Genomic DNA, 20,320 nt, shown 5'->3' with positions numbered 1-20,320 from the left:
AGATTGCAGGCGAATCAGCCGGGAGAGATGCAGATGAAGGAATATCTGATAAAAGCATATGCGAAAGTCAATTTGGGACTGGATGTGGTCAGGCGCCTGCCCAACGGCTATCATCAGGTGAAGATGGTGATGCAGAGTGTGGGGATTTGTGATGAACTGATTCTGGAGAAGCTGGAAAGCGGGATTGTTCTCACGGCGGACTCCCGGGAAGTTCCGCTGGATGGAACGAATCTGATTCACAGAGCGGCACGGCTGATGCAGAAGGAATACGGAATCGGGGAAGGGGTTCGGATTCATCTGCGGAAGAATATTCCCGTGGCAGCGGGGATGGCGGGAGGAAGCACGGATGCGGCGGCGGCCATGAGAGGAATGAATCAGCTGTTCGGCCTGAATGTGCCCGTGGAAAGGCTGATGGAGCTGGGGGTTGCCATCGGTGCGGACGTGCCCTACTGTATTCTGGGGGGCACTGCTCTGGCGGAGGGAATCGGAGAGAAGCTGACGGCGCTTCGGCCCATGCCGGATTGTTTCATTCTGGCGGCAAAACCGGAAATCAGTGTATCCACAAAGTATGTTTATGAGCATCTGGACGCAGAGGGAATTGCACACCATCCGGATATCCACGGGATGGTGGAGGCCATTGGAGAGGGAAATCTTCCGGGTATTCTGGAACGGATGGAAAATGTGCTGGAGGCTGTGACCGTTCCGACCTGGCCTGTAGTGGGCATGCTGAAGGACAGAATGCTTGCGCTGGGAGCGGAGAGGAGTCTCATGAGCGGCAGCGGTCCCACGGTATTCGGAATCTTTACCGGGAAGGAAAAGGCGGAGGCAGCCTGCGAACAGCTCAGAAAAGAAAATCTGGCAAAACAGGTATTTCTGACCGTGCCTGTAGGAGCGCCACAGGTTTAAAGCAGGTGTGGGGAAGATAATGTTGGGCTGCGAAATCGGTGCGTTGGAGCATTGAGCAGGACTGGGGGTTGACATGGGGATTTCTTTGGTGGGAAATATGGACGATTTATTGCCGCTTCGGGACGTGGTGTTCAATACATTGCGTCAGGCGATTCTAACCGGGGAATTGAAGCCGGGTGAGCGGCTGATGGAGATTCATCTGGCGGATAAGCTGGGGGTAAGCAGGACACCTGTCAGGGAGGCCATCCGCAGGCTGGAACTGGAAGGGCTTGTTACCATGATACCCAGAAGGGGTGCGGAAGTAGCAAGGATTACAGAGAAAAGCATGAATGACGTGCTGGAGGTCAGGCGGGCGATGGATGCGCTGTGTGCGGAGCTTGCCTGTGACCGCATTACAGAGGAGGAGCTGGGGGCTCTGAGCCGGGCCTGTGAGCATTTTGAGCATTGTGTCAGAGCAGGAGATGCCAAAAAGATTGCCCAGGCGGATGTGGGGCTGCATGACATTATCGTGCGGGCCACAGGCAACCAGCGTCTGATTCAGCTGGTCAATAATCTGTCGGAGCAGATGTACCGTTATCGTTTTGAATATATCAAGGACAGCAGCCAGCATGAGACACTGGTGAAGGAACACAGAATTATCTATCAGAGCATTGCGTGCAAGGATAAGGAGACGGCGGCAGCGGCGGCCAGAACCCATATCGACAATCAGAAAAAGGCCATTATTCGTCAGATTCGGCTGGAGAGGAAGCAGGACAGCCGGGACTGAAACGGTTAAAGGGTATTGGAAAGCATTCAGGGATCCATTTCGGAAAATGCTGGTTCAATAACCGGCTGAATGATTCCGGGAAGAGTTCGTGACAGAATTATAAAAAGAATAAAGCAGGAAAATACTGGCAATAATCCTTTACAAAAGGAAGCAAAGGCGGTTTCCCAAAGGAACCCCAAAGGCGGTTTCCTTGAGGAAAGGATGATTGAATGAAAAGAAGATGGATTGGCCTGCGGATTGTTGTGAGTCTGTGTGCCGCATTGGGATGGTGGGGATTGATTTATCCTGAGCTGACGTTGACGCCGGAGACGGTGAAAGTGAGTGTGGAGAATGCGGAAGGTGAATTGCAGGAGGTGTCCGGGGAATGGGACTTTGACAGCAGCCTTTATCAGGAAATTCTCAATGCGGACAGGAGTAAAATCACGTTTCGAAGCAGACTGCTTACGGATTTTGGCTTGCTTTTGGAGGCGATACATGACAGGAGCGGAAATAAATAGGGATGTATTGAGAAGTGATGCCCCCATCGGCGTATTTGATTCCGGTGTGGGCGGTCTCACTGTAGTACGGGAAATCATACGGCAGATTCCCAATGAGAAAATCATATATTTCGGGGATACGGCCCGCGTGCCTTACGGAAGCAAATCCCGGGATACGGTGACCCGCTTTTCAGAGCAGATTGTGAGGTTTCTGAAGACTTTTCAGGTGAAGACTATTGTGGTGGCCTGCAATACTGCCAGCGCCTATGCCATGGAGGCACTGGAGCGTGATGCGGACATTCCCATGATAGGTGTTGTGAAACCGGGTGCCAGAATGGCTGCGGAAATGACGAGAAACGGAAAAGTGGGCGTCATTGCAACGGAGGCCACCATCGGAAGCGGAATTTACACGCAGTACATACAGAATCTGAATCAAAAGGTGACGGTTTATGGGAAGGCCTGCCCTTTGTTTGTGCCGCTGGTGGAGGAGGGGCTGTGGGAAGACCCGGTGACCGACGAGATAGCGCGCAGATATCTGACAGAGCTGATTGACATTGACATCGACACACTGATATTGGGCTGCACCCATTATCCTCTGATTCGCTCTACATTGAAGAAAATCATGGGGGAGGGCGTTACGCTGGTGAATCCCGCCTATGAGACGGCGCGGGAGCTGAAGGAAATGCTGGAAGGGCAGAATTTACTCTGCACCAAGGCACCGGGACTGGGCAGTAATCAATATCAGTTTTATGTGAGCGACAAGGCGGAAAAATTTGTACGTTTTGCAAATTCTATTATCAAATATGGGATTCTCTCTGCCAAGACAGTCAATATGGAGGCTTTTGACGGAGGGATTGACGGCGATATGGGAGGATTCAGTCAGCCTGCGATTCAGGCGGCTTCCGCAGGATGAGAGAGGATAACGATGGAGAAAAAGGCGCGGCTTACAGTGACCGGGAGACAGAAGGATGAAGCCGGCGAAGAGACGGTTACAGAACTTTACACGGAGGCTGGGTTTTTTGAGAGAAACGACAATATCTATATTCTCTATGAAGAGGTTCAGGAGGGAGCACTCATCAAAAACACGCTGAAACTGAAAGGCTCCGTTCTGGAGCTGACCAAAGGAGGAGCGGTCAGAACCAGGATGCTTTTTCAGGAGGGGAAGGAATGTCTGTCCGAATATGTTACCCCTTACGGCTGTCTGCAGATGGGGGTTCGCACGGAGCGTGTGGAGGTTGTTCGGGAGGGGGCTGAGCTGCAGGTCAGAGTGGTGTATGGACTGACTTCCGGCGGGGTGTCTGTTTCCGACTGTGAGCTTATCATTGTGGCAAAGCCTGTTTTCCCCCAATAATTTCCATGGGGGCTAAATATTTCGGCCGGGAGTGCCGAAATAATAGTAAGAAAGTATGAAATTGTAACTGTTCAGCTGAGGGCACCACAGTTTTGTGGAGATCAAGGAGGATGCGCCCGCACACGGGCAGGAGATGACATTATGTCAAGAAGGAGGATACGATGAGTGTAAACGGAGTTACATCAAATCAGGTGACGGCTGCCTACAATTATTCTGCTACAGAAAATGTGAAAGCCGATGCTGCTGCAAGTGAAAGCACAAAGGTGGAGAGTTCTTCCGCCGATGCAGGTGCCGTGTATGAGCCTTCCAAAGAGAGCGCTTCCGCATCCACAGGGAAGACTACTTATAAGCCCGATACGAATCTGATCAATAAAATGAAGGCTGATGCCGATGCACGTACCGCACAGCTGCGCAGTCTGGTAGAGAAAATGATGACCGGGCAGGCGAATACTTATGGTAAGGCAAATGATATCTGGTCTTTCCTGAGAAAAGGAAACTATACGGTAGATCCGGCTACCAGGGCACAGGCACAGGCTGATATCGCAGAGGACGGCTACTGGGGAGTGAATCAGACTTCCGACAGAATCATTGATTTTGCCAAGGCTCTCACCGGCGGAGACCCCGATAAGATTGAGGATATGCGCGCTGCCTTTGAAAAGGGCTTCAAGAAAGCCGGCAAGAACTGGGGCGGTGATCTTCCGGACATTTCCCAGCGCACCTATGATGCGGTGATGGAGAAGTTCGACAAGATGGCGGAAGAAGCCAAGAAGGAATCGGATGCCGCGAATAAGGCGCCGGAAGTAGTGGATCCTACCAAATAATTGATCCGCAGACGGGAGTAAAGATTAGAAGTGCCGAAGGTATCGGAGGATACAGACGGTATCATCCATGCTCCGTAAAATGAAATGTCAGAGAATAAAAATGCTGCCGCAGTCATTTCATGGCTGCGGCAGTTTTGTCACAGTTCAGTGTCCTGCCGGGATTTTATGCAGTTTTCTCTTACAAAAAGCTTCTGTCAGCTTCCCTTTACAATGAGAAGCTTCTGGCCGGTCTTAAGTTCATCGCTGTCAAGGGCGTTCAGTTCTCTCAGAGAATCCACAGGGATATAGTATTTTTTCCCGATGTTCCAGAGATTATCTCCTTCTTTTACCATATAAATAACCATTCCGGGCAGATTGCTCATTTTACTGTTGTCCAGCTCAGAGACATTTACCTGGCTGATTAAGTCCACAGGCACATTTTTGAAGACAACCGTGGAGAAGCTGAGAACCGCTTTCACGTCCATTTCTTCGCTGTCCAGCATGGTAACCTGGAGCTGTTCCACTTCGGCGTGTATTTTTCCCATGTCTTCGGGGGCGATGTCAGGTACCTCCAGGGTGTACTGATAGGGAATCTGTGCCTGTGTACAGCCGTAGGGAGATTCATCTTCCCCTGTGATATACATGACTTTTACCTGTACACTGCCCTGCAGCAGAATCCCGTTCTCCACGGTGCTCTGCTGCTCCAGAGCCACAGTGCCCTCACTGTGCAGCAGCTGAAGTACCGTTCCATCGTTTACATGAATGTGGTCTGTCACTTTTGTCTTGCCGGTTACTTTGGACAGCAGCCGGCGCAGCTGAGCTTTGTGAGTGACTGTATTGATTTCTCTGGATACACCGTAAATGTCGGAGATAATCTCCAGATTTTCCTCTTCGTAAATGCGGATGCCGATGTCCAATACCAGTTCCAGCCCCACATTGCGCTCCTCCCCGTCGAAATCGGGACGGACAGTGAGCTCCTGCTGGCCCAGATGACAGCGGATATCGGGCAGCATGCCCTCCCGACAGCCATGGCATTCCAGCACGCCGCTGAAGGGCAGAGTGGTTTCGAAGCAGCGGCAGGGGTGATCTTCCCCTTCTCCTTCATACAGAAGGAACAGATGGATGTCCCCCGAAATGGTAAGCTTTTCCTCCATCACTTTGAATTCCACGTCGCCCAGAGAGATATTGTTCCAGAGAATCTGGAAAATGTTGGGATAGTTGGAAGGCAGGGCGACTTCCTCTTTCAGCCGGAAAATGTCGTTCTTGCAGATGGCAATCTGGGCCAGATTCAGCGGCATCCGGCGATACTCCACCTTCTCATCCCCCTGAATGGCCACAGGCGCCTCCTCATCATACAATTCTTCAATCCGGGCTGTCATGGTCACAAGGGACTGAATATTCAGCTTCCTGGAGTTAATCATATTGATGGTGAGATCTTCCACTTCTCCGTCCACTGTCACAGCGTCAGCAGGAACCACACCCTGCATATTGATTCGCTCTTCAAAGGGGAGCCTCCCTTCCAGAACCACCAGATTGCTGCCTTCTTCCACAGTGTGGTAGAGAACTACGAATTTAAGGCTGCCGCGGACGGTGACAGAGTCCGTGGCCGGTCTGATTTCGTCGATGATAAGTTCTCCCTTCTCCAGATTCAGTGTGGTCACATCAGGTTTGTTTTCGGGGATATTCACATCGTCTTCCAGGGTGAACTGGGTGACGGCCTGAACCTTGATGCGGTCCATATGTATATTTCTTTTTACCAGCTCCACAAAAATACCTCCATATATACTCGTATAAGGATATATATGAAGGTATGGAAGGATTTATGCCTGTCTCCGCACCTCTGAAAGGTGTGGAGCCGATGTTTATTCCCGCGAGCAACGAGCCAAGCGGGCATGCTTGCATGCACATTTGGCGACTGCTGCGAGGGTCAAATACCAAAGTGTCCTTTGGACGCTTTCTGCTCTGCAGCGCTGCAAATTTGATGCCCCGTTGCTTGCAGTGGGGTCTTTGACTCCACCGCGCCGATCAGGTCAGTGATGTTCTCTATCTGATATTTTTTCATGTAAGCCTCTATGCCTTCTACTACTTCCACAGTGGTATAGGGATTCACGAAGTTCATGGCACCGATGCTCACCGCGCTGGCGCCGGCCAGAAGGAATTCCAGAGCATCGTCCGCATTGGAAATGCCGCCCATGCCGATAATGGGGATTTTGACCGCGTGAGCAGCCTGATACACCATGCGCACTGCGATGGGTTTGATGGCAGGGCCGCTCATGCCTCCGGTTTTATTGGCAAGGACAAATTTCCGCCGGTGAATGTCAATTTTCATGCCGGTGATAGTGTTGATCAGGGACAGGGCGTCCGCCCCTGCGGCCTCGGCGGCTCTGGCCATCTCCCCAATGTCGGTGACATTGGGACTCAGCTTCATGATGACAGGCTGCTTAGCGTGGGCTTTGACCTGCCGGGTAATGTCATAGAGGGCATCTGCCTTCTGACCGAAGGCGATGGCGCCTTCCTTTACATTGGGACAGGAAACGTTGATTTCCAGCATGGCCACAGCGGGTTCCGTTCCCAGGCGTTCCACCACTTCCAGATAATCTTCCACGGTTTTCCCGCAGACATTGACAATGATTTTCGTGTCGTACTGCTTCAGAAAGGGGATATCCCGCTCCAGAAGCACTTCCACGCCGGGATTCTGGAGGCCTATGGCATTGAGCATGCCGCCGTAGACTTCCGCCACTCTGGGGACGGGATTGCCGGGCCATGGCACATTTGCCACGCCCTTGGTCACCACGGCGCCCAGCCTGTTCAGATCGACAAATTCCGAGTATTCCATGCCGGAGCCAAAGGTTCCGGAGGCTGTCATGACAGGATTCCTGAAAGTTACGCCTGCCAGAGTTACTTGTGTGTTCATGCTTCCTCTCATTCCGCCGCCGCAGCGGCATTTTAATCGGTGAAATTCTGAGATTTTATCATTTTCAGATACAGCCTCTCAGATATCCACGTCCTGTGCCTCGAAGACCGGGCCGTCAGTGCAGATGCGGGCATTGTGCACATGAGAGTGGGAATCTACCTCTCTGGTCTTCACCACGCAGCCAAGGCAGGCCCCCACGCCGCAGGCCATGTGCTCCTCCAGAGAGATGTAGGCAGGGATTCCATGAGTGACCGCATACCTGCGTATGGCCCGGAGCATGGGCATGGGACCGCAGGCGTAAATGATATCTGCCTCCAGGGCGTTCTCTGCGACAGCATCCATCACGTTTCCCCTGGTTCCTGCGCTCCCGTCTTCCGTTGCAGTATATACTTTTCCGTAATTATCAAAATCTTCCTTCAGAAAAAGATTCTCATCCCGGTATCCCAGAATAATCTGCTTTTCGGCTGAAAGCTCTTTTGCCAGCTCCAGAAGGGGCGGGATACCGATGCCGCCGCCCATGAGGAAGACTTTCCTCCCGGTTCCCGCTTCCAGAGGGTAGCCGTTGCCCAGGGGGCCCAGGACGGAGACAGATTCCCCTTTTTGATAGCCGGAAAATTCTCTGGTGCCTGCTCCCGCGATGCGGTAGACAATGCGCAGGGCATTTCCGGGAACATTGATTTCACAGATGCTGATGGGACGGGGGAGGAGGGTGCTTTTATCCTTCGGATAGAGACAGACAAACTGCCCAGGGCAGGCATGAGCCGCCAGGGGAGTCTCCAGCCACATCTCGTAAATGTCAGGGGACAGTTCTTTTGCGGAAAGTACAGAAGCCGTCATTTTCTGCTTCATGATATCATCCTTTCGTCTGAGGTATTCTGAAATGGGGCATCTGGTTATTTCAGCGGCTTTGCGCCTGCCTTTTCCTGCGCCGCCTCCAGAGCACGTCTGAAACGACTCTTTTTCTTCGCGGGAGGAAGGGGCTGCTGCTTACCGTGCAGACCTTTTACGCCGATGACATAAATGCCGCTGACCACCGCTTTTACTTCTTTTTTCACAGGAACGGTATCGAAAATTTTCTCGTCGCAGATCAGAGACATAATCTGGGGACCGATTTTGGCCTTGATGATGGGCATTTTGGACCTGCGCATAAGCTTCGGCGTCTGGTCCAGAACCATCTGAGGGAGTCCGGCGTCCCGCAGCCGCATTCGCTTTTTGTCGATAATCAGCATGGAGACGGTCTGCTTGTTGGCCTCCAGCATTTCCTGCTGCTCCTGCTGTCTCTTCTGCGCTTTTTTCCCCAGAAAATAGAGCACGATAATCAGCGCGGTAAGTACGACGGCTATTACGATTAATACAATCATCCATGGTTTCATATGAGATGAGCCTCCTTAAGTATCTTTCTGGGTTCATTCTAGCACAGATACCTGTGGATAAGCAACAAAAAACAGCCGGATGGATGCTCTTTCTTAAGAAATTTAAAAAAAACTTTTAAAGACCTCCTGAATGTGGTATATATAGAAGGTGAACAGAAACGTACAGATTAAAAGTATGCCGTTGGCACAGGGTGTGTGGACGTGCGGAAACGAGGGAGATATGCGATTGACAGATATTAAGGAACTTTATCGGAAACGTGAGAACTTTATCGGGACAGAGGTTACTGTGGGCGGCTGGGTCAGAAGCAATCGGGATTCTAAGAGTTTCGGCTTTCTGGTTATCAATGACGGCACATTTTTTGAGACCCTGCAGGTGGTGTACGGAGACGGCCTCTCCAATTTCGAGGAGATCTGTAAAATAAATGTAGGCGCCGCTCTGATTGTGCGGGGGACCATTGTAGAGACGCCCAATGCCAAACAGCCTTTTGAGATGCAGGCGGCGGAGGTGACAGTGGAGGGAACGTCCGCAGCGGATTATCCTCTGCAGAAGAAACGTCACACCTTTGAATATCTGCGTACGATTTCGCATCTGCGTCCCAGGACCAACACGTTTCAGGCGGTGTTCCGCGTGCGGTCTCTGATTGCCTATGCCATTCACAGCTTTTTCATGGAGAGGGGCTTTGTGTATGTACACACGCCGCTGATCACGGGAAGTGACTGTGAGGGCGCGGGAGAAATGTTCCAGGTGACCACCCTGGATTTGAATAACATTCCGAAGAACGGGGACGGAGAAGTGGACTTTGCGCAGGATTTCTTCGGGAAACCCACGAATCTCACCGTGAGCGGGCAGCTGAATGTGGAGACCTATGCGTTTGCATTTAAAAATGTATATACTTTCGGCCCGACTTTCCGGGCGGAGAATTCCAATACCACCCGTCATGCGGCGGAGTTTTGGATGATTGAGCCGGAGATGGCGTTTGCTGATCTGAAGGACGATATGATGCTGGCTGAGGCCATGCTGAAATATATTATCCGCTATGTGCTGGAGAATGCGCCGGAGGAGATGGCGTTTTTCAATCAGTTTGTGGACAAGGGGCTGCTGGAGCGCCTGAAGCACGTGGTTGATTCTGATTTTGCCCATGTGACATACACAGAGGCGGTGGAGATTCTGGAGAAGCATAATGACGCTTTTGACTATAAGGTGTCCTGGGGCTGTGACCTGCAGACGGAACATGAGAGATATCTCACTGAGGAAGTGTTTAAACGGCCTGTGTTTGTGACGGATTATCCGAAGGAAATCAAGGCGTTTTATATGAAGCTGAATGAGGACGGCAGAACCGTTGCCGCCATGGACTGCCTGGTGCCCGGCATCGGCGAGATTATCGGGGGCAGCCAGCGTGAAGACAAGCTGGAACTGCTGGAGCAGAGAATGGAAGAGCTGAACCTGCCGAAGGAAGACTATGGATTTTACCTGGACCTGCGCAGATACGGTTCGGTGCGGCATGCAGGCTTCGGGCTGGGATTTGAGAGATGTGTCATGTATCTTACCGGCATGAGCAATATCAGAGATGTGGTGCCGTTCCCCAGAACGGTTAAGAATTGTGAGCTGTAAGACAAAAGCAGTTTCCGATGCTTTGACAGCAGCTGCGCATTTTACAATTTCTTAATATTTTAGAGGGATGTAAAAAGGCGGGAAGTGTGGTATTCTGAAAGCATGAGAAGAAAAATAAAAATTGTGAATTGTATATTGACCTGCGGCCTGGGAGCATTGCTCTGCATTTCGCAGGTGCAGGAGCCTCTGACGGCGGAGGCTACCACTGCCTCGGAGATTCAGGGCCAGATAAATCAGAATACCAATGCGCTGAATCAGATCAACAGCCAGATCGTGGCGCTGGAGACAGAGCAGGAGATTCTGCAGGAGCAGATGGATGACCTGAACGCCGAGATCGTGAATACCATGACCAGCATCGGTGTGAAGGAAGACGAGATCGCAGCGAAGAAAAACGAAATTACAGACAAGGAAAATCAGATAACCGAAAAAGGGAACCAGATTGTCCGGAAGCAGGGCGAGATAGATGAGACCCAGAGGGAATACGAAGCGGCGGTAGAACGGGAGGAAGCCCAGAGGGAGGGCATGATGATCTGCGCCCGCCTGATTTATGAGAGAGGCGACGATACCTATCTGGACGCACTTTTAAGCGGCAAGGGTTTTTCCGATATTCTGAATCAGATGGACCGAGTGGAGCGCGTCTATGAATACGAGAATTCCATGCTGCTTCAGTATATCGAGGTGAAGAATCAGGTCCACGACCTGTGGGAAAGGCTGGAAGAGGAAAAGGCAGGGCTGGAAGCGGATAAGCAGCAGCTGGAGGCAGATAAACAGGTGCTGGAGACCGACAGGCAGCAGCTGGAGGCGGATCAGGCGGAACTGCGGAATCAGAAGGCGAATCTGGACACTATGATGGCCAAAAAGAAGCAGGAGTCCGCCAATTTTGAGGCGGAGATTGCGAAGGCAAGACAGGCTGCGGCTGCAGCTAAGAAGCAGATCCAGCAGGATCAGCAGAGGCTGAAGCAGCTGCAGGCTCAGAATAATTCATCGTCCGGGGGAGGCGGTGGAGGAGGAACGCGGCCCAGCTACAGTGAGACCGATTATTCTGCGACGATCAACAATGCGTCCGGAAGTGAGCTGGGGAAAAGTGTGGCCAATTATGCATGTCAGTTTATCGGGAATCCCTATGTGTCGGGGGGGACGAGCCTCACGAACGGGGCGGACTGTTCCGGTTTTACCTACAGAGTATACAGTGAGTTTGGCTACAGCCTGCCCAGAACTTCCTATCAGCAGCGCAGTGCGGGTACAGGGGTGGATTACAGTAATGCCCAGCCGGGGGATATCCTCTGCTATGAAGGGCATGTGGCAATCTATATCGGGGATGGTCTGATAGTGCATGCCAGCAACAGCAATCCTTATCCCAGCGGCGGCATCAAGATCAGCCAGGCGCAGTACAGACCGATTGTGGCAGTGCGGAGAATTGTCAATTAAACAGTAAGAGTTCTGACTTTTGCAGGAGGGCGTATAACGGGCCCTCCTGTGAGCGTTTGCAGTGAAATGCCTGCGGGAATAAAAGAAAATGAAATGAGGTTTGATAGCGGTGAAGATAATCGTTGCCGGCAACGGTAAGGTGGGGGCTGCGCTGACGCGTCAGCTGTCTGCCGAGGGGTATGATCTGACATTGATTGATTCCAATCTGAAGGTACTGGAATCCAGCGAAGAACGTTACGACATTATGGTGGTACAGGGGAACTGTGCTTCCATGGGTGTCCTGATGCAGGCGGGAGTGAAGGAAGCGGACCTGTTGATTGCCATGACGGGGGCAGACGAGCTGAATCTGCTGTGCTGTATGACGGCTCATGCGCTGAATGAGAAGATTCATACCATTGCCAGGGTGTGCAATCCGGAATATATGGATCAGATATTTGCCATGAGGGAGATGTTCGGCCTTTCCATGGCGGTAAATCCGGAGCGGCAGGCGGCAGTGGAGATTGAACGCTTGCTGAAATATCCTGGATTTTTAAAAAGGGATACTTTTACCAGAGGACGAGTGGAGATTGTGGAGCTGAGAATCGACAGCCGGAGCAAGCTCTGCGACGTGGCCCTGAACGATATGTATGGCATTGTCAAGTGTAAGATTCTGGTCTGTGCCGTTCTGCGAAACGGGAAGGCAGTGGCGCCTAACGGGAACTTTGTGCTGCGGGAGGGTGACCGGATATTTGTGACGGCTTTTACCAACACACTGACGGTATTGCTGAAGAATCTGGGAGTCATTACCCATAAAACAAAGCGGGTGATTCTCTGCGGTGGAGGAAGAATCAGCTACTATCTGGCAAAGCAGCTGGAGAACAGCGGCATCGGTCTGCAGATTATTGAGAAGGACGCCGGGCGATGCAGGCAGCTGGCGGCGCAGCTGCCTGCCGCCTGTATTATTCAGGGGGATGCCAGCAGCCAATTTCTGCTGGAGAGCGAGGGAATATCGGACTGCGATGCGCTGGTGACTATGACCGGGCTGGATGAGCTGAATATGATCATTTCTCTCTACGGTACCAGCTGTAATGTTCCGCAGGTGATTACAAAGCTGGGACATATGGAAAATACAAGCATTCTGGGAAGCATGTCTCTGGACAGTGTCATCAGTCCGAAGGAGCTGTGCTGTAATACCATAGTGCAGTATGTGCGTGCCATGGAAAATCAGACAGGAGCGGCGCTGACGGTGCACACTATCGCCGACGGTCAGGCGGAAGCCATGGAATTCCTGGTGGATGAGAAGACCAGGCATTGCGGCAAGGCACTTAAGACACTTCGATTGAAAAAGGATGTGCTTGTGGTGTGCATTGCAAAAGGGGCGAGAATGGAAATCCCAAATGGTGATTCCTACTTTAATATAGGTGATATCGTTTATATTGTGACCGGCAGGGACAAAAGTATCTATCAGTTAAACGACATATTCGAATAGGGCGAGGCTGCATATGAACTATAAAATGATGGGTAGATTTATCGGCAAAATTCTGATAGTGGAGGCAGTATTTATGGTGCCTGCCATGCTGATCAGTCTGTGGGAGAGAGAGTTTGCCGTGGTGCGGGCCTTTATGTGGACGCTGGCGGCAATTCTTGTGGTAGTGGGACTATTGATGTGGGTTTGCAGGGGATCCAAAAATAAGTTTTATGCAAAGGAAGGACTGGCCTGTGTGGGATTAAGCTGGATTGTCATGAGCCTGCTGGGTTGTCTGCCTTTTTTTCTGTCCGGTGTAATGCCTAATTATGTGGATGCTTTTTTTGAGATTGTGTCCGGATTCACCACCACCGGGGCGTCCATTCTGCCGGAAGTGGAGAATATTCCAAAGGGAATTCTCTATTGGAGGAGCTTCAGTCACTGGCTGGGAGGTATGGGAGTACTGGTATTTCTGCTTGCCATCTCTTCTATGGGAGGAAACGACAACGGCTATACCATGCATTTGCTGCGGGCAGAAAGTCCCGGACCAAATGTGGGCAAGCTGGTGCCTAAAATGAGAAAAACTGCAAGTATATTATACTTGATTTATATTCTGCTGACCGTGCTGGATGTGTTCTTTCTTCTGCTGGGGGAGATGAATCTGTTCGAGGCTGTCTGCACTGCTTTTGGAACGGTGGGTACCGGTGGATTTGGGGTTCGGAATGACAGTATTGCGGGGTACAGCCCTTATATTCAGAATGTTTGCACGGTATTTATGTTTTTATGCGGGGTGAATTTCAGCTGTTTTTATCTGCTGCTGCTCAGGCAGTTTAAGAATGTGTTCCGGGATGAAGAGCTTCGGCTGTATGTGGGAGTGACAGTGGGCAGTATTCTGCTGATTACTCTGAATCTGAAGGGATTTTACGATACATTCAGTGAGACACTGCGTCATGCGTCTTTTCAGGTAGTGACAATCATGACCACAACAGGATTCGCCACCACAGATTACGAGCTCTGGCCGGGACTTTCCAAGGCGATTCTGCTGTGTCTGATGTTGATCGGCGCCAGCGCAGGCAGTACAGGCGGCGGATTTAAATGCGGAAGAGCGCTGCTGGTATTTAAGAGTCTTCACAGAAGTGTACAGAAAATTGTACACCCGCAGAAGGTGCAGGTGGTGCGTGTCAACGGTCAGCCCATAGAGGAAAAGGTGCTTCAGAATACCAACGCCTATCTGGCTGCATATGTGCTTGCAATTATTTTAAGCTTTCTGCTGATTTCGGTGGACGGATTTTCCATCACTACAAATCTGTCCGCTGTTTTTGCCTGCTTTAACAACATCGGGCCCGGCTTTGAGATGGTGGGGCCTACCTGCAATTATGCGATGTACAGTAATTTCTCCAAGCTGGTGCTGGCCTGGGATATGCTGGCGGGAAGACTGGAGATTTTCCCCATTTTGATCCTGTTCTCCAGGACGACCTGGAAGCATCGATGAGGAGAGACGCTCAGCGGTTCTCCTCTTTTTTCTTCTGTTCCAGATGAAACCAGTGTTCCAGCCTGTTTCGCGGCAGCAGATAATTCACCGCCAGTGCAATGAGTACACCCACGCCGGTGTCAAGCATGCGATGAATGGCATAGTCAATGTGGTGCGCCGGTGTGTTAAACAAAATGATACACAATACCACACCGCCCGGCTGTACGCCCCCTGGCCAGTGAAACAGCACACACAGTGCTATCAGAATGACAATACCCAGGAAAATCAGCGGGAGACGCAGCCAGTAACATCCTTCCGGAAATGCCAGGTGCTCCAGCCAGTAAAGTCCGAGGCCGATAAATCCTCCGATGATTGTTCCAAAGAAGCGATTCCCTCCGCTGCGGCGGGATTCCTCCATATCCGCACCCATACCGAACACAGCGCCGATACAGGCAAAGGTCGGGTTGCTGTCCGGCAGAAAGGCATAGAGCAGAGCCGTGAGCATTGCCGCCAGGGCGGTTTTCAGGCTTCGGAGGCCCAGGCCTGGAAGCGGTGCATGGATTGGGGTGTGCCGCTCCGGTTGCGGAGATATAATAGTGTTCTGTTTTTCTGAATATTCTGATATAGTAGTATTCTGTTGGGTTCTGTTGCTTTTCATGTTGTGAGTTCCGAGATACAATCATGCCCTTTCTGTAAGCGTTACTGATTTCTCAACCATTATACTTTTGGACCGGGAATGTGGGCAAGTATTTTTTTAGGAACAAATTTCACAGGAAAGTTTACGACACGGAATGAATAAGCCGCGGGAATCGCATCCTCTGCTGTAATAGGCCACAAGCATATCCGCTGCCATGGACTTGCCAAAGCGGCGTGGTCTGCTGACACAAAGGTAACAGTCGGTTGTATTTATCCGGCTGTTGGTGATGGAGATCAGATCTGTTTTGTCTATATAAATTTCTGAATTCAGCGCTTTGCGGAATGCTGTATTATCTGGATTCAACTATGTGCCCATAGTGTGAAGCTCCTTCGGTTTTTGGAATGTTTATTATGGCATCATTTTAACATGACGTGGAGGCTGAGGCAAGCAATGTATCAGAAGCATATCTTCTAAATTTTTCGGCAGATTCTTGTATTTCTGTGCACTCTCTTTTATTCAAATCAGTCATTTACAGTAAATCTCTTTTGGCTCCTGTTGAATATCATTTAAAAAAAGCTGTGCAAAAAGGTATACTTTTTTTCATAAAGGCTCTTGCAAATGGATATGATGTATGTTATAGTAAAGCCTAGCTTGCAAAAGCTTATTTTTGTCGCTTTTGCACAAAAAAGAAAGTGTTATTTTTCTTTTGAGATTATTTATTAACGATATTCAAAAAAGAAAAAGCTGTGCAGAAAAGTATACAATTTTTTACACCTGTGTTTAGAAACCCTTGATTTTACAGGCTTTCGAGACGGCTGGAGTCTCCGGGAAGGATCAACATAACGGTAAACTACTGGTTATCGGACTTTTTATGGGTTTGAAAGGATGGCCGGAGTCGACGGGAATGCGAAGGAGAGAGGGAATATTCGGAAAAAATGCAGAAGAGAAGCTGAAAAATGCAGAAAAAGCAGAGGAAAAGATATTCCGGTGCGGGGATCTGGCTAAAGCGGCGGGAAAGGAAAAATGGAGGTGGCTGCCATGTGGTGCGCGGTGCATGTGAAGGATGGACATGAGGCAAAGACAGAAGCCTTTGTATCCGGCCTGCTGTTAGAAGATGTAAACGCAAGGTGCTTTCATCTGACCCGAAGCCGCAGAAAGAAATACGGCGGACAGTGGCGGACAGTGCGGGAAGCGCTGCTGCCGGGATATGTGTTCATAGATACGGACCGGCCGGAAGAGGTGGGGCGGGAATTAAAGAGAACGTCCGGACCTGAGCTTCTTTTTGACGCAGATACTTTTGTTACTACCGTGAAAACAGAGGAATCAGAATTCTTGGAACTTCTTATGGACGAAGCAGGAGAAATCGGATTGTCAGAAGTCAGAGTGGAAGAGAATGGCAGGATCTGCTGTGTCTCCGGCCCCCTCAGGAAGGTGAGCCATCTGGTAAGAAAAATGGACCTTCACAGAAGGATTGCGGAAGTGGAGGCCGAGTTCATGGGAGAGCGGCAGGTACTGTATCTGGGGATTGAGATTGCAGGTCAGGAGGTGTGAATATCCGTGAAGGGGAATTTCTATGGATATGTGAGAGCGTCCGCAGACAGTCGGGACACAGAGAGACAGCTGATGGCACTCTGGGATTTCGGGGTAGAACCGAAAAATGTATTCCTGGAGGAGCAGGGGGATGGCAACTCTGTGAAGAGGCAGGGGAAGAATATACCGGAGACTGAGAGGGAGCATGGTACGCAGGACAGGGCTTCAGGGTCGGCTTACCAGACTCTGCTGAAGGTGCTGAGAGAAAACGATACCCTGGTTATAACAGGCCTTGACGTGCTGGGAAGGGACTGTTATGAGCTGATGGACCGGTGGCGGTATATTACAATTGGGAAGAAGGCAGGCATCATTGTGCTGGAGCTGCCATTATCAAATACAGGAATAGAGGAAGAGGAACTGGGGAAAGTGGTGGCCAGGATTACACTGGGCGTGATGCAGCATTTTGACCAGTCGAGGCAGTATAAAAGACGCAGGCAGGCGGAAGGGATAGCCAGGGCGAGACAGAAGGGAATCCCGCTGGGGAGAAAACCGAAGGAGATTCCCCGGGAATTCGAGAGTATCCGGCTGCGATGGGACAGAGGAGAGCTTTCTGCCAGAAGCGCAGCCGATATCCTGGGGGTGGATGCGGGAACCTTCCGGAAGTGGGTGAAGGCAGGAACGCATGGGTCCGAAAAGAGGTGACAGGCGGCAGATGTGGTATGTAATGCAGGTCTATACAGGTATGGAGACGGATATCTGTGAAAAATGCCGCGAGAGGATACTGGAGGAAGGGGAGGACATCTTCGTCCCCTTTGCAGAGCGAATGACCAAAGTCCGTGGAGAGCGGACACTGGTGATGTCCAGACTCTTTCCGGGCTACCTTTTTGTTGAGACGGATCGAATTGAAGATTTTCATATGCGCCTGAAAGAGATTCCCGCCATGACCAGGGTGTTGAAAAGCGGCGAGAAAATGTCGCCTATTCACCCGGAGGAAGAGGAGAGACTCCGGCGGCTGTGCGGGGACGGTCATATTGCCAGATATTCGGAAGGGTATATCGAAGGGGACACCCTGATTGTCACGGAGGGAGCTCTGAAGGATTTCAATGGAAAAGTGAAAAAGATACTTCGTCACAAGAGGCTGGTGGTGATGGAGATACCATTGCTGGGGCGGACTGTGGAAGTGACATTGGGACTGGGCGTGGTGTCCAGGCAGGGGACGGAGGAGATCCGGGAGATCCGGGCGGCAGATTAAAAACAGATGGATTTTGAGGGTATAAAAGACAGGAAATTGCCGAATGCATCTGACGCGTCATGCGCTGTGCAGGAGGGTAATGGACAGACTGGTTTTGACACAGGCCGGGGCATGGGACATGCGTCGGGGTGGCGAAGCCTTGCCTTTTTAATTACAGAAAGGACCGTTGTCAGTTGCAGATAAAAATAGAATGGCGTCAAAGGAAAGCTTTTACTATATATAAAAAGCCACATCAGTTGGAGATGAGATCAAAAAAGTGCCGAAGGCACTTTTTTTAATTCATGGAAATAGAATTTACATAATAGAATCTGTTTTTGATTCTATTAAAGATACCCATACACGAAAGTGGGAAAGCGAATATCAGATGGAAAGATTATTTTATACAGGGGAAAAGAGAGAAACGGTATTGGCAGACAGGGATGCGGTGAAATGGCATGTTGACTTCAGTCCGCCGGATATAAGTGAGACGGAGATAGAGGAAGTGGCGGAAACACTCCGCTCCGGCTGGATTACCACAGGACCCAGGACAAAGGAACTGGAAAGGCAGCTGGCCGGATATTTCGGAACGAACAGGGCTGTGTGCCTGAATTCTGCCACAGCCGCGGAGGAGCTGAATTTCCGAATTGCCGGGATTGGTCAGGGGGATGAAGTCATTGTCCCGGCTTATACTTATACGGCCACGGCCGCCGCCGCACTGCATGTGGGGGCAAAAGTCGTATTTGTGGACAGTCAGCCGGATTCTCCGGAGATGGACTATGACGCCATGGAAGAAGCCATAACCCCCAGAACCAAAGCCATTGTGCCGGTAGATCTGGGCGGTGTCATCTGTGATTATGACAGAATATACAGAGCTGTCGAAAGGCAGAGAGATAAATTTTCCGCAACTGCTTCCACAGACCTGGGTAAGCGGATTCAGAGTACATTGGGCCGGGTCATGGTAATTGCGGACTGCGCCCATGCCATGGGCGCCAGGAAAAAGGTGGACAATGAGTGGATTGCGGCAGGCAGCCTTGCGGATTTTTCTTCTTTCAGCTTTCATGCGGTGAAAAATTTTACTACGGCAGAAGGCGGAGCGTCCACGTGGAAAACGATAGATGGCGTGGATGACGAAGAAATCTACAGATGGTTTCAGCTGTACAGCCTGCATGGACAGAATAAAGATGCATTGGCCAAAACCCAGCTGGGAGCATGGGAGTATGACATAATAGCGCCTCTTTATAAATGCAATATGACGGATATCATGGCAGCCATAGGTTTGAAGCAGCTGGAGCGGTATCCGGGAATGCTGGCCAGAAGGCGGGAGCTGATTGAGAGGTATGATCAAGCGCTTCTGCCATTAGGCATACAGACACTGGCACATTATACGAAGGATCATCTATCCTCCGGGCATCTGTATATCACGAGAGTTCCGGGCATTACCAGGGAACATCGCAATGAGATTATCCGGAAGATGGGGGAGGCAGGGATTGTATGTAATGTCCATTATAAGCCCCTACCCCTGATGAGCGGATATAGAGCGCTGGGGTATGCGTCGGAGAGGTATCCGAATGCTGTGAGATTCTATGAGAATGAGATAACCCTTCCGCTGCATACGAGGCTTACGGATGAGGAGGCGGAATATGCGGTGGAGAGTTATTGCCGGGTTTTGAAGGAATATTTGTAGATGATACTTAGAGAGTGGGAAAATCTTCCGGTGTTCCTGCGGCTGGAGGAAGTCAGGCCATATTATGACATACTGTATGAACGTCGCGGAGAACTTGCGGTGAAGCGGATTTTTGATTTTTTTATGGCGGGTATTTTGCTGATTATATTAGCTGTCCCCATGGCGGGTATAGCCCTGATAATCAGAATGGATTCACCGGGAACAGTATTTTATCGACAGGAACGTATCACTGCATATGGGAAGAAATTTCGAATTCATAAATTTCGAACCATGATTATGGAGGCGGACAGATTCGGTACGCAGGTTACTGTCATGGGAGATACACGGGTTACCAGGGTTGGAACTGTTCTAAGAAAATATCGGCTGGACGAGCTTCCGCAATTGATTGATGTGTTAAATGGTTCCATGTCATTTGTTGGGACAAGACCGGAGGTACCGAAATATGTGGAACGTTATACAAGAAGAATGAGAGCCACCTTATTATTGCCAGCGGGAATTACTTCGGAAGCCAGTGTCCGATATAAGGATGAAGCACAGTTGCTGGATGGGGCGGAGGACGTGGATCAGGTATACGTGGAAAAGGTACTTCCGGGAAAAATGAAGTGGAATCTGTGGGCGCTGGAACGGTTCAGTCTGTGGAATGAAGTGAAGGTCCTGGGACGGACAGTGGCAGCTGTCATGCGGAGGGATTAGAGAA

General features: G+C 50.6%; 19 protein-coding genes and 2 pseudogenes. 15 read left to right on the top strand and 6 right to left on the bottom strand.

Annotated elements, in window-relative coordinates:
- The first annotated feature begins 33 nt into the window (after positions 1-33).
- The 6 genes from ispE to NSB25_RS17720 all read left to right on the top strand — a co-directional run bounded on the left by ispE (position 34) and on the right by NSB25_RS17720 (position 4,320).
- Complete coding sequence (ispE, locus tag NSB25_RS17745; RefSeq protein WP_103240852.1) at positions 34-906, top strand: 4-(cytidine 5'-diphospho)-2-C-methyl-D-erythritol kinase; 873 nt, start codon at positions 34-36, stop codon at positions 904-906.
- 73 nt (positions 907-979) lie between these two features.
- Complete coding sequence (locus NSB25_RS17740; protein ID WP_103240766.1) at positions 980-1,672, top strand: GntR family transcriptional regulator; 693 nt, start codon at positions 980-982, stop codon at positions 1,670-1,672.
- 209 nt (positions 1,673-1,881) lie between these two features.
- The gene (locus tag NSB25_RS17735; protein WP_103240767.1) at positions 1,882-2,169 is read left to right on the top strand and encodes a hypothetical protein; all 288 of its coding nucleotides are present in this window, start codon (positions 1,882-1,884) and stop codon (positions 2,167-2,169) included.
- Positions 2,147-3,061 (top strand): glutamate racemase, encoded by a 915-nt coding sequence (murI, locus tag NSB25_RS17730; RefSeq protein ID WP_103240768.1) that lies wholly within the window; start codon positions 2,147-2,149, stop codon positions 3,059-3,061. The genes NSB25_RS17735 and murI overlap by 23 nt, the downstream gene beginning before the upstream one ends.
- Before the next feature lie 12 nt (positions 3,062-3,073).
- Positions 3,074-3,499 (top strand): YwiB family protein, encoded by a 426-nt coding sequence (locus tag NSB25_RS17725; protein ID WP_103240769.1) that lies wholly within the window; start codon positions 3,074-3,076, stop codon positions 3,497-3,499.
- Between the two features lie 161 nt (positions 3,500-3,660).
- Positions 3,661-4,320, top strand: a complete 660-nt coding sequence (locus NSB25_RS17720) for a hypothetical protein (protein WP_242982507.1) — start codon at positions 3,661-3,663, stop codon at positions 4,318-4,320.
- 194 nt (positions 4,321-4,514) lie between these two features.
- On the opposite strand, the gene NSB25_RS17715 is transcribed toward NSB25_RS17720, so the two are convergent.
- From NSB25_RS17715 to NSB25_RS17700, 4 genes and pseudogenes are all read right to left on the bottom strand, one after another.
- On the bottom strand, positions 4,515-6,065 hold the full coding sequence (locus NSB25_RS17715) for a DUF3794 and LysM peptidoglycan-binding domain-containing protein (protein ID WP_103240770.1): 1,551 nt from the start codon (positions 6,063-6,065) through the stop codon (positions 4,515-4,517).
- Between the two features lie 248 nt (positions 6,066-6,313).
- A pseudogene (locus NSB25_RS17710) lies at positions 6,314-7,213 on the bottom strand (dihydroorotate dehydrogenase); the annotation flags it as partial.
- Between the two features lie 78 nt (positions 7,214-7,291).
- The gene (locus NSB25_RS17705) at positions 7,292-8,062 is read right to left on the bottom strand and encodes a dihydroorotate dehydrogenase electron transfer subunit (RefSeq protein WP_306817643.1); all 771 of its coding nucleotides are present in this window, start codon (positions 8,060-8,062) and stop codon (positions 7,292-7,294) included.
- Positions 8,063-8,106: 44 nt separating this feature from the next.
- On the bottom strand, positions 8,107-8,586 hold the full coding sequence (locus NSB25_RS17700; protein ID WP_242982508.1) for a hypothetical protein: 480 nt from the start codon (positions 8,584-8,586) through the stop codon (positions 8,107-8,109).
- Positions 8,587-8,806: 220 nt separating this feature from the next.
- Here NSB25_RS17700 and asnS point away from each other — a divergent pair, with 220 nt between their 5' ends.
- The 4 genes from asnS to NSB25_RS17680 all read left to right on the top strand — a co-directional run bounded on the left by asnS (position 8,807) and on the right by NSB25_RS17680 (position 14,562).
- Positions 8,807-10,198 (top strand): asparagine--tRNA ligase, encoded by a 1,392-nt coding sequence (gene asnS / locus NSB25_RS17695; RefSeq protein WP_103240853.1) that lies wholly within the window; start codon positions 8,807-8,809, stop codon positions 10,196-10,198.
- Positions 10,199-10,321: 123 nt separating this feature from the next.
- Positions 10,322-11,626 (top strand): C40 family peptidase, encoded by a 1,305-nt coding sequence (locus NSB25_RS17690; RefSeq protein WP_146040099.1) that lies wholly within the window; start codon positions 10,322-10,324, stop codon positions 11,624-11,626.
- A gap of 109 nt (positions 11,627-11,735) precedes the next feature.
- Positions 11,736-13,094: a Trk system potassium transporter TrkA gene (gene trkA / locus NSB25_RS17685; protein WP_103240854.1), complete on the top strand. Its 1,359-nt coding sequence runs from the start codon at positions 11,736-11,738 to the stop codon at positions 13,092-13,094.
- Between the two features lie 13 nt (positions 13,095-13,107).
- A complete protein-coding gene (locus NSB25_RS17680) occupies positions 13,108-14,562 on the top strand; it encodes a TrkH family potassium uptake protein (RefSeq protein WP_103240775.1) in 1,455 nt (484 codons plus the stop codon).
- A gap of 10 nt (positions 14,563-14,572) precedes the next feature.
- On the opposite strand, the gene NSB25_RS17675 is transcribed toward NSB25_RS17680, so the two are convergent.
- A complete protein-coding gene (locus tag NSB25_RS17675) occupies positions 14,573-15,199 on the bottom strand; it encodes an FUSC family protein (protein WP_103240776.1) in 627 nt (208 codons plus the stop codon).
- Between the two features lie 135 nt (positions 15,200-15,334).
- Positions 15,335-15,541 (bottom strand): annotated as a pseudogene (locus tag NSB25_RS29735) (AAA family ATPase); the annotation flags it as partial.
- 675 nt (positions 15,542-16,216) lie between these two features.
- On the opposite strand from NSB25_RS29735, the gene NSB25_RS17665 reads away from it, so the two are divergent.
- The 5 genes from NSB25_RS17665 (at position 16,217) to NSB25_RS17645 (ending at position 20,316) form a co-directional block, all read left to right on the top strand.
- Positions 16,217-16,729: a transcription termination/antitermination NusG family protein gene (locus tag NSB25_RS17665; RefSeq protein ID WP_103240777.1), complete on the top strand. Its 513-nt coding sequence runs from the start codon at positions 16,217-16,219 to the stop codon at positions 16,727-16,729.
- Positions 16,730-16,735: 6 nt separating this feature from the next.
- On the top strand, positions 16,736-17,410 hold the full coding sequence (locus NSB25_RS17660; RefSeq protein ID WP_172455180.1) for a recombinase family protein: 675 nt from the start codon (positions 16,736-16,738) through the stop codon (positions 17,408-17,410).
- Positions 17,391-17,960: an antiterminator LoaP gene (gene loaP, locus NSB25_RS17655; protein WP_242982509.1), complete on the top strand. Its 570-nt coding sequence runs from the start codon at positions 17,391-17,393 to the stop codon at positions 17,958-17,960. Before NSB25_RS17660 ends, loaP begins: the two co-directional genes overlap by 20 nt.
- Positions 17,961-18,324: 364 nt before the next feature.
- Entirely contained in the window at positions 18,325-19,623 is a 1,299-nt protein-coding gene (locus NSB25_RS17650; protein WP_103240779.1) for a DegT/DnrJ/EryC1/StrS family aminotransferase, read from the top strand.
- Positions 19,624-20,316, top strand: coding sequence for a sugar transferase (locus NSB25_RS17645; protein WP_103240780.1), 693 nt, complete (start codon positions 19,624-19,626; stop codon positions 20,314-20,316). It begins immediately after the preceding gene.
- Positions 20,317-20,320 lie beyond the last annotated feature (4 nt).

This window comes from Acetatifactor muris (assembly GCF_024623325.1).
In the GTDB taxonomy this organism is placed as follows: domain Bacteria; phylum Bacillota; class Clostridia; order Lachnospirales; family Lachnospiraceae; genus Acetatifactor; species Acetatifactor muris.
Note: the sequence above shows the minus strand (reverse complement) of the source record. Positions and strands in the feature narration are given on the sequence as shown.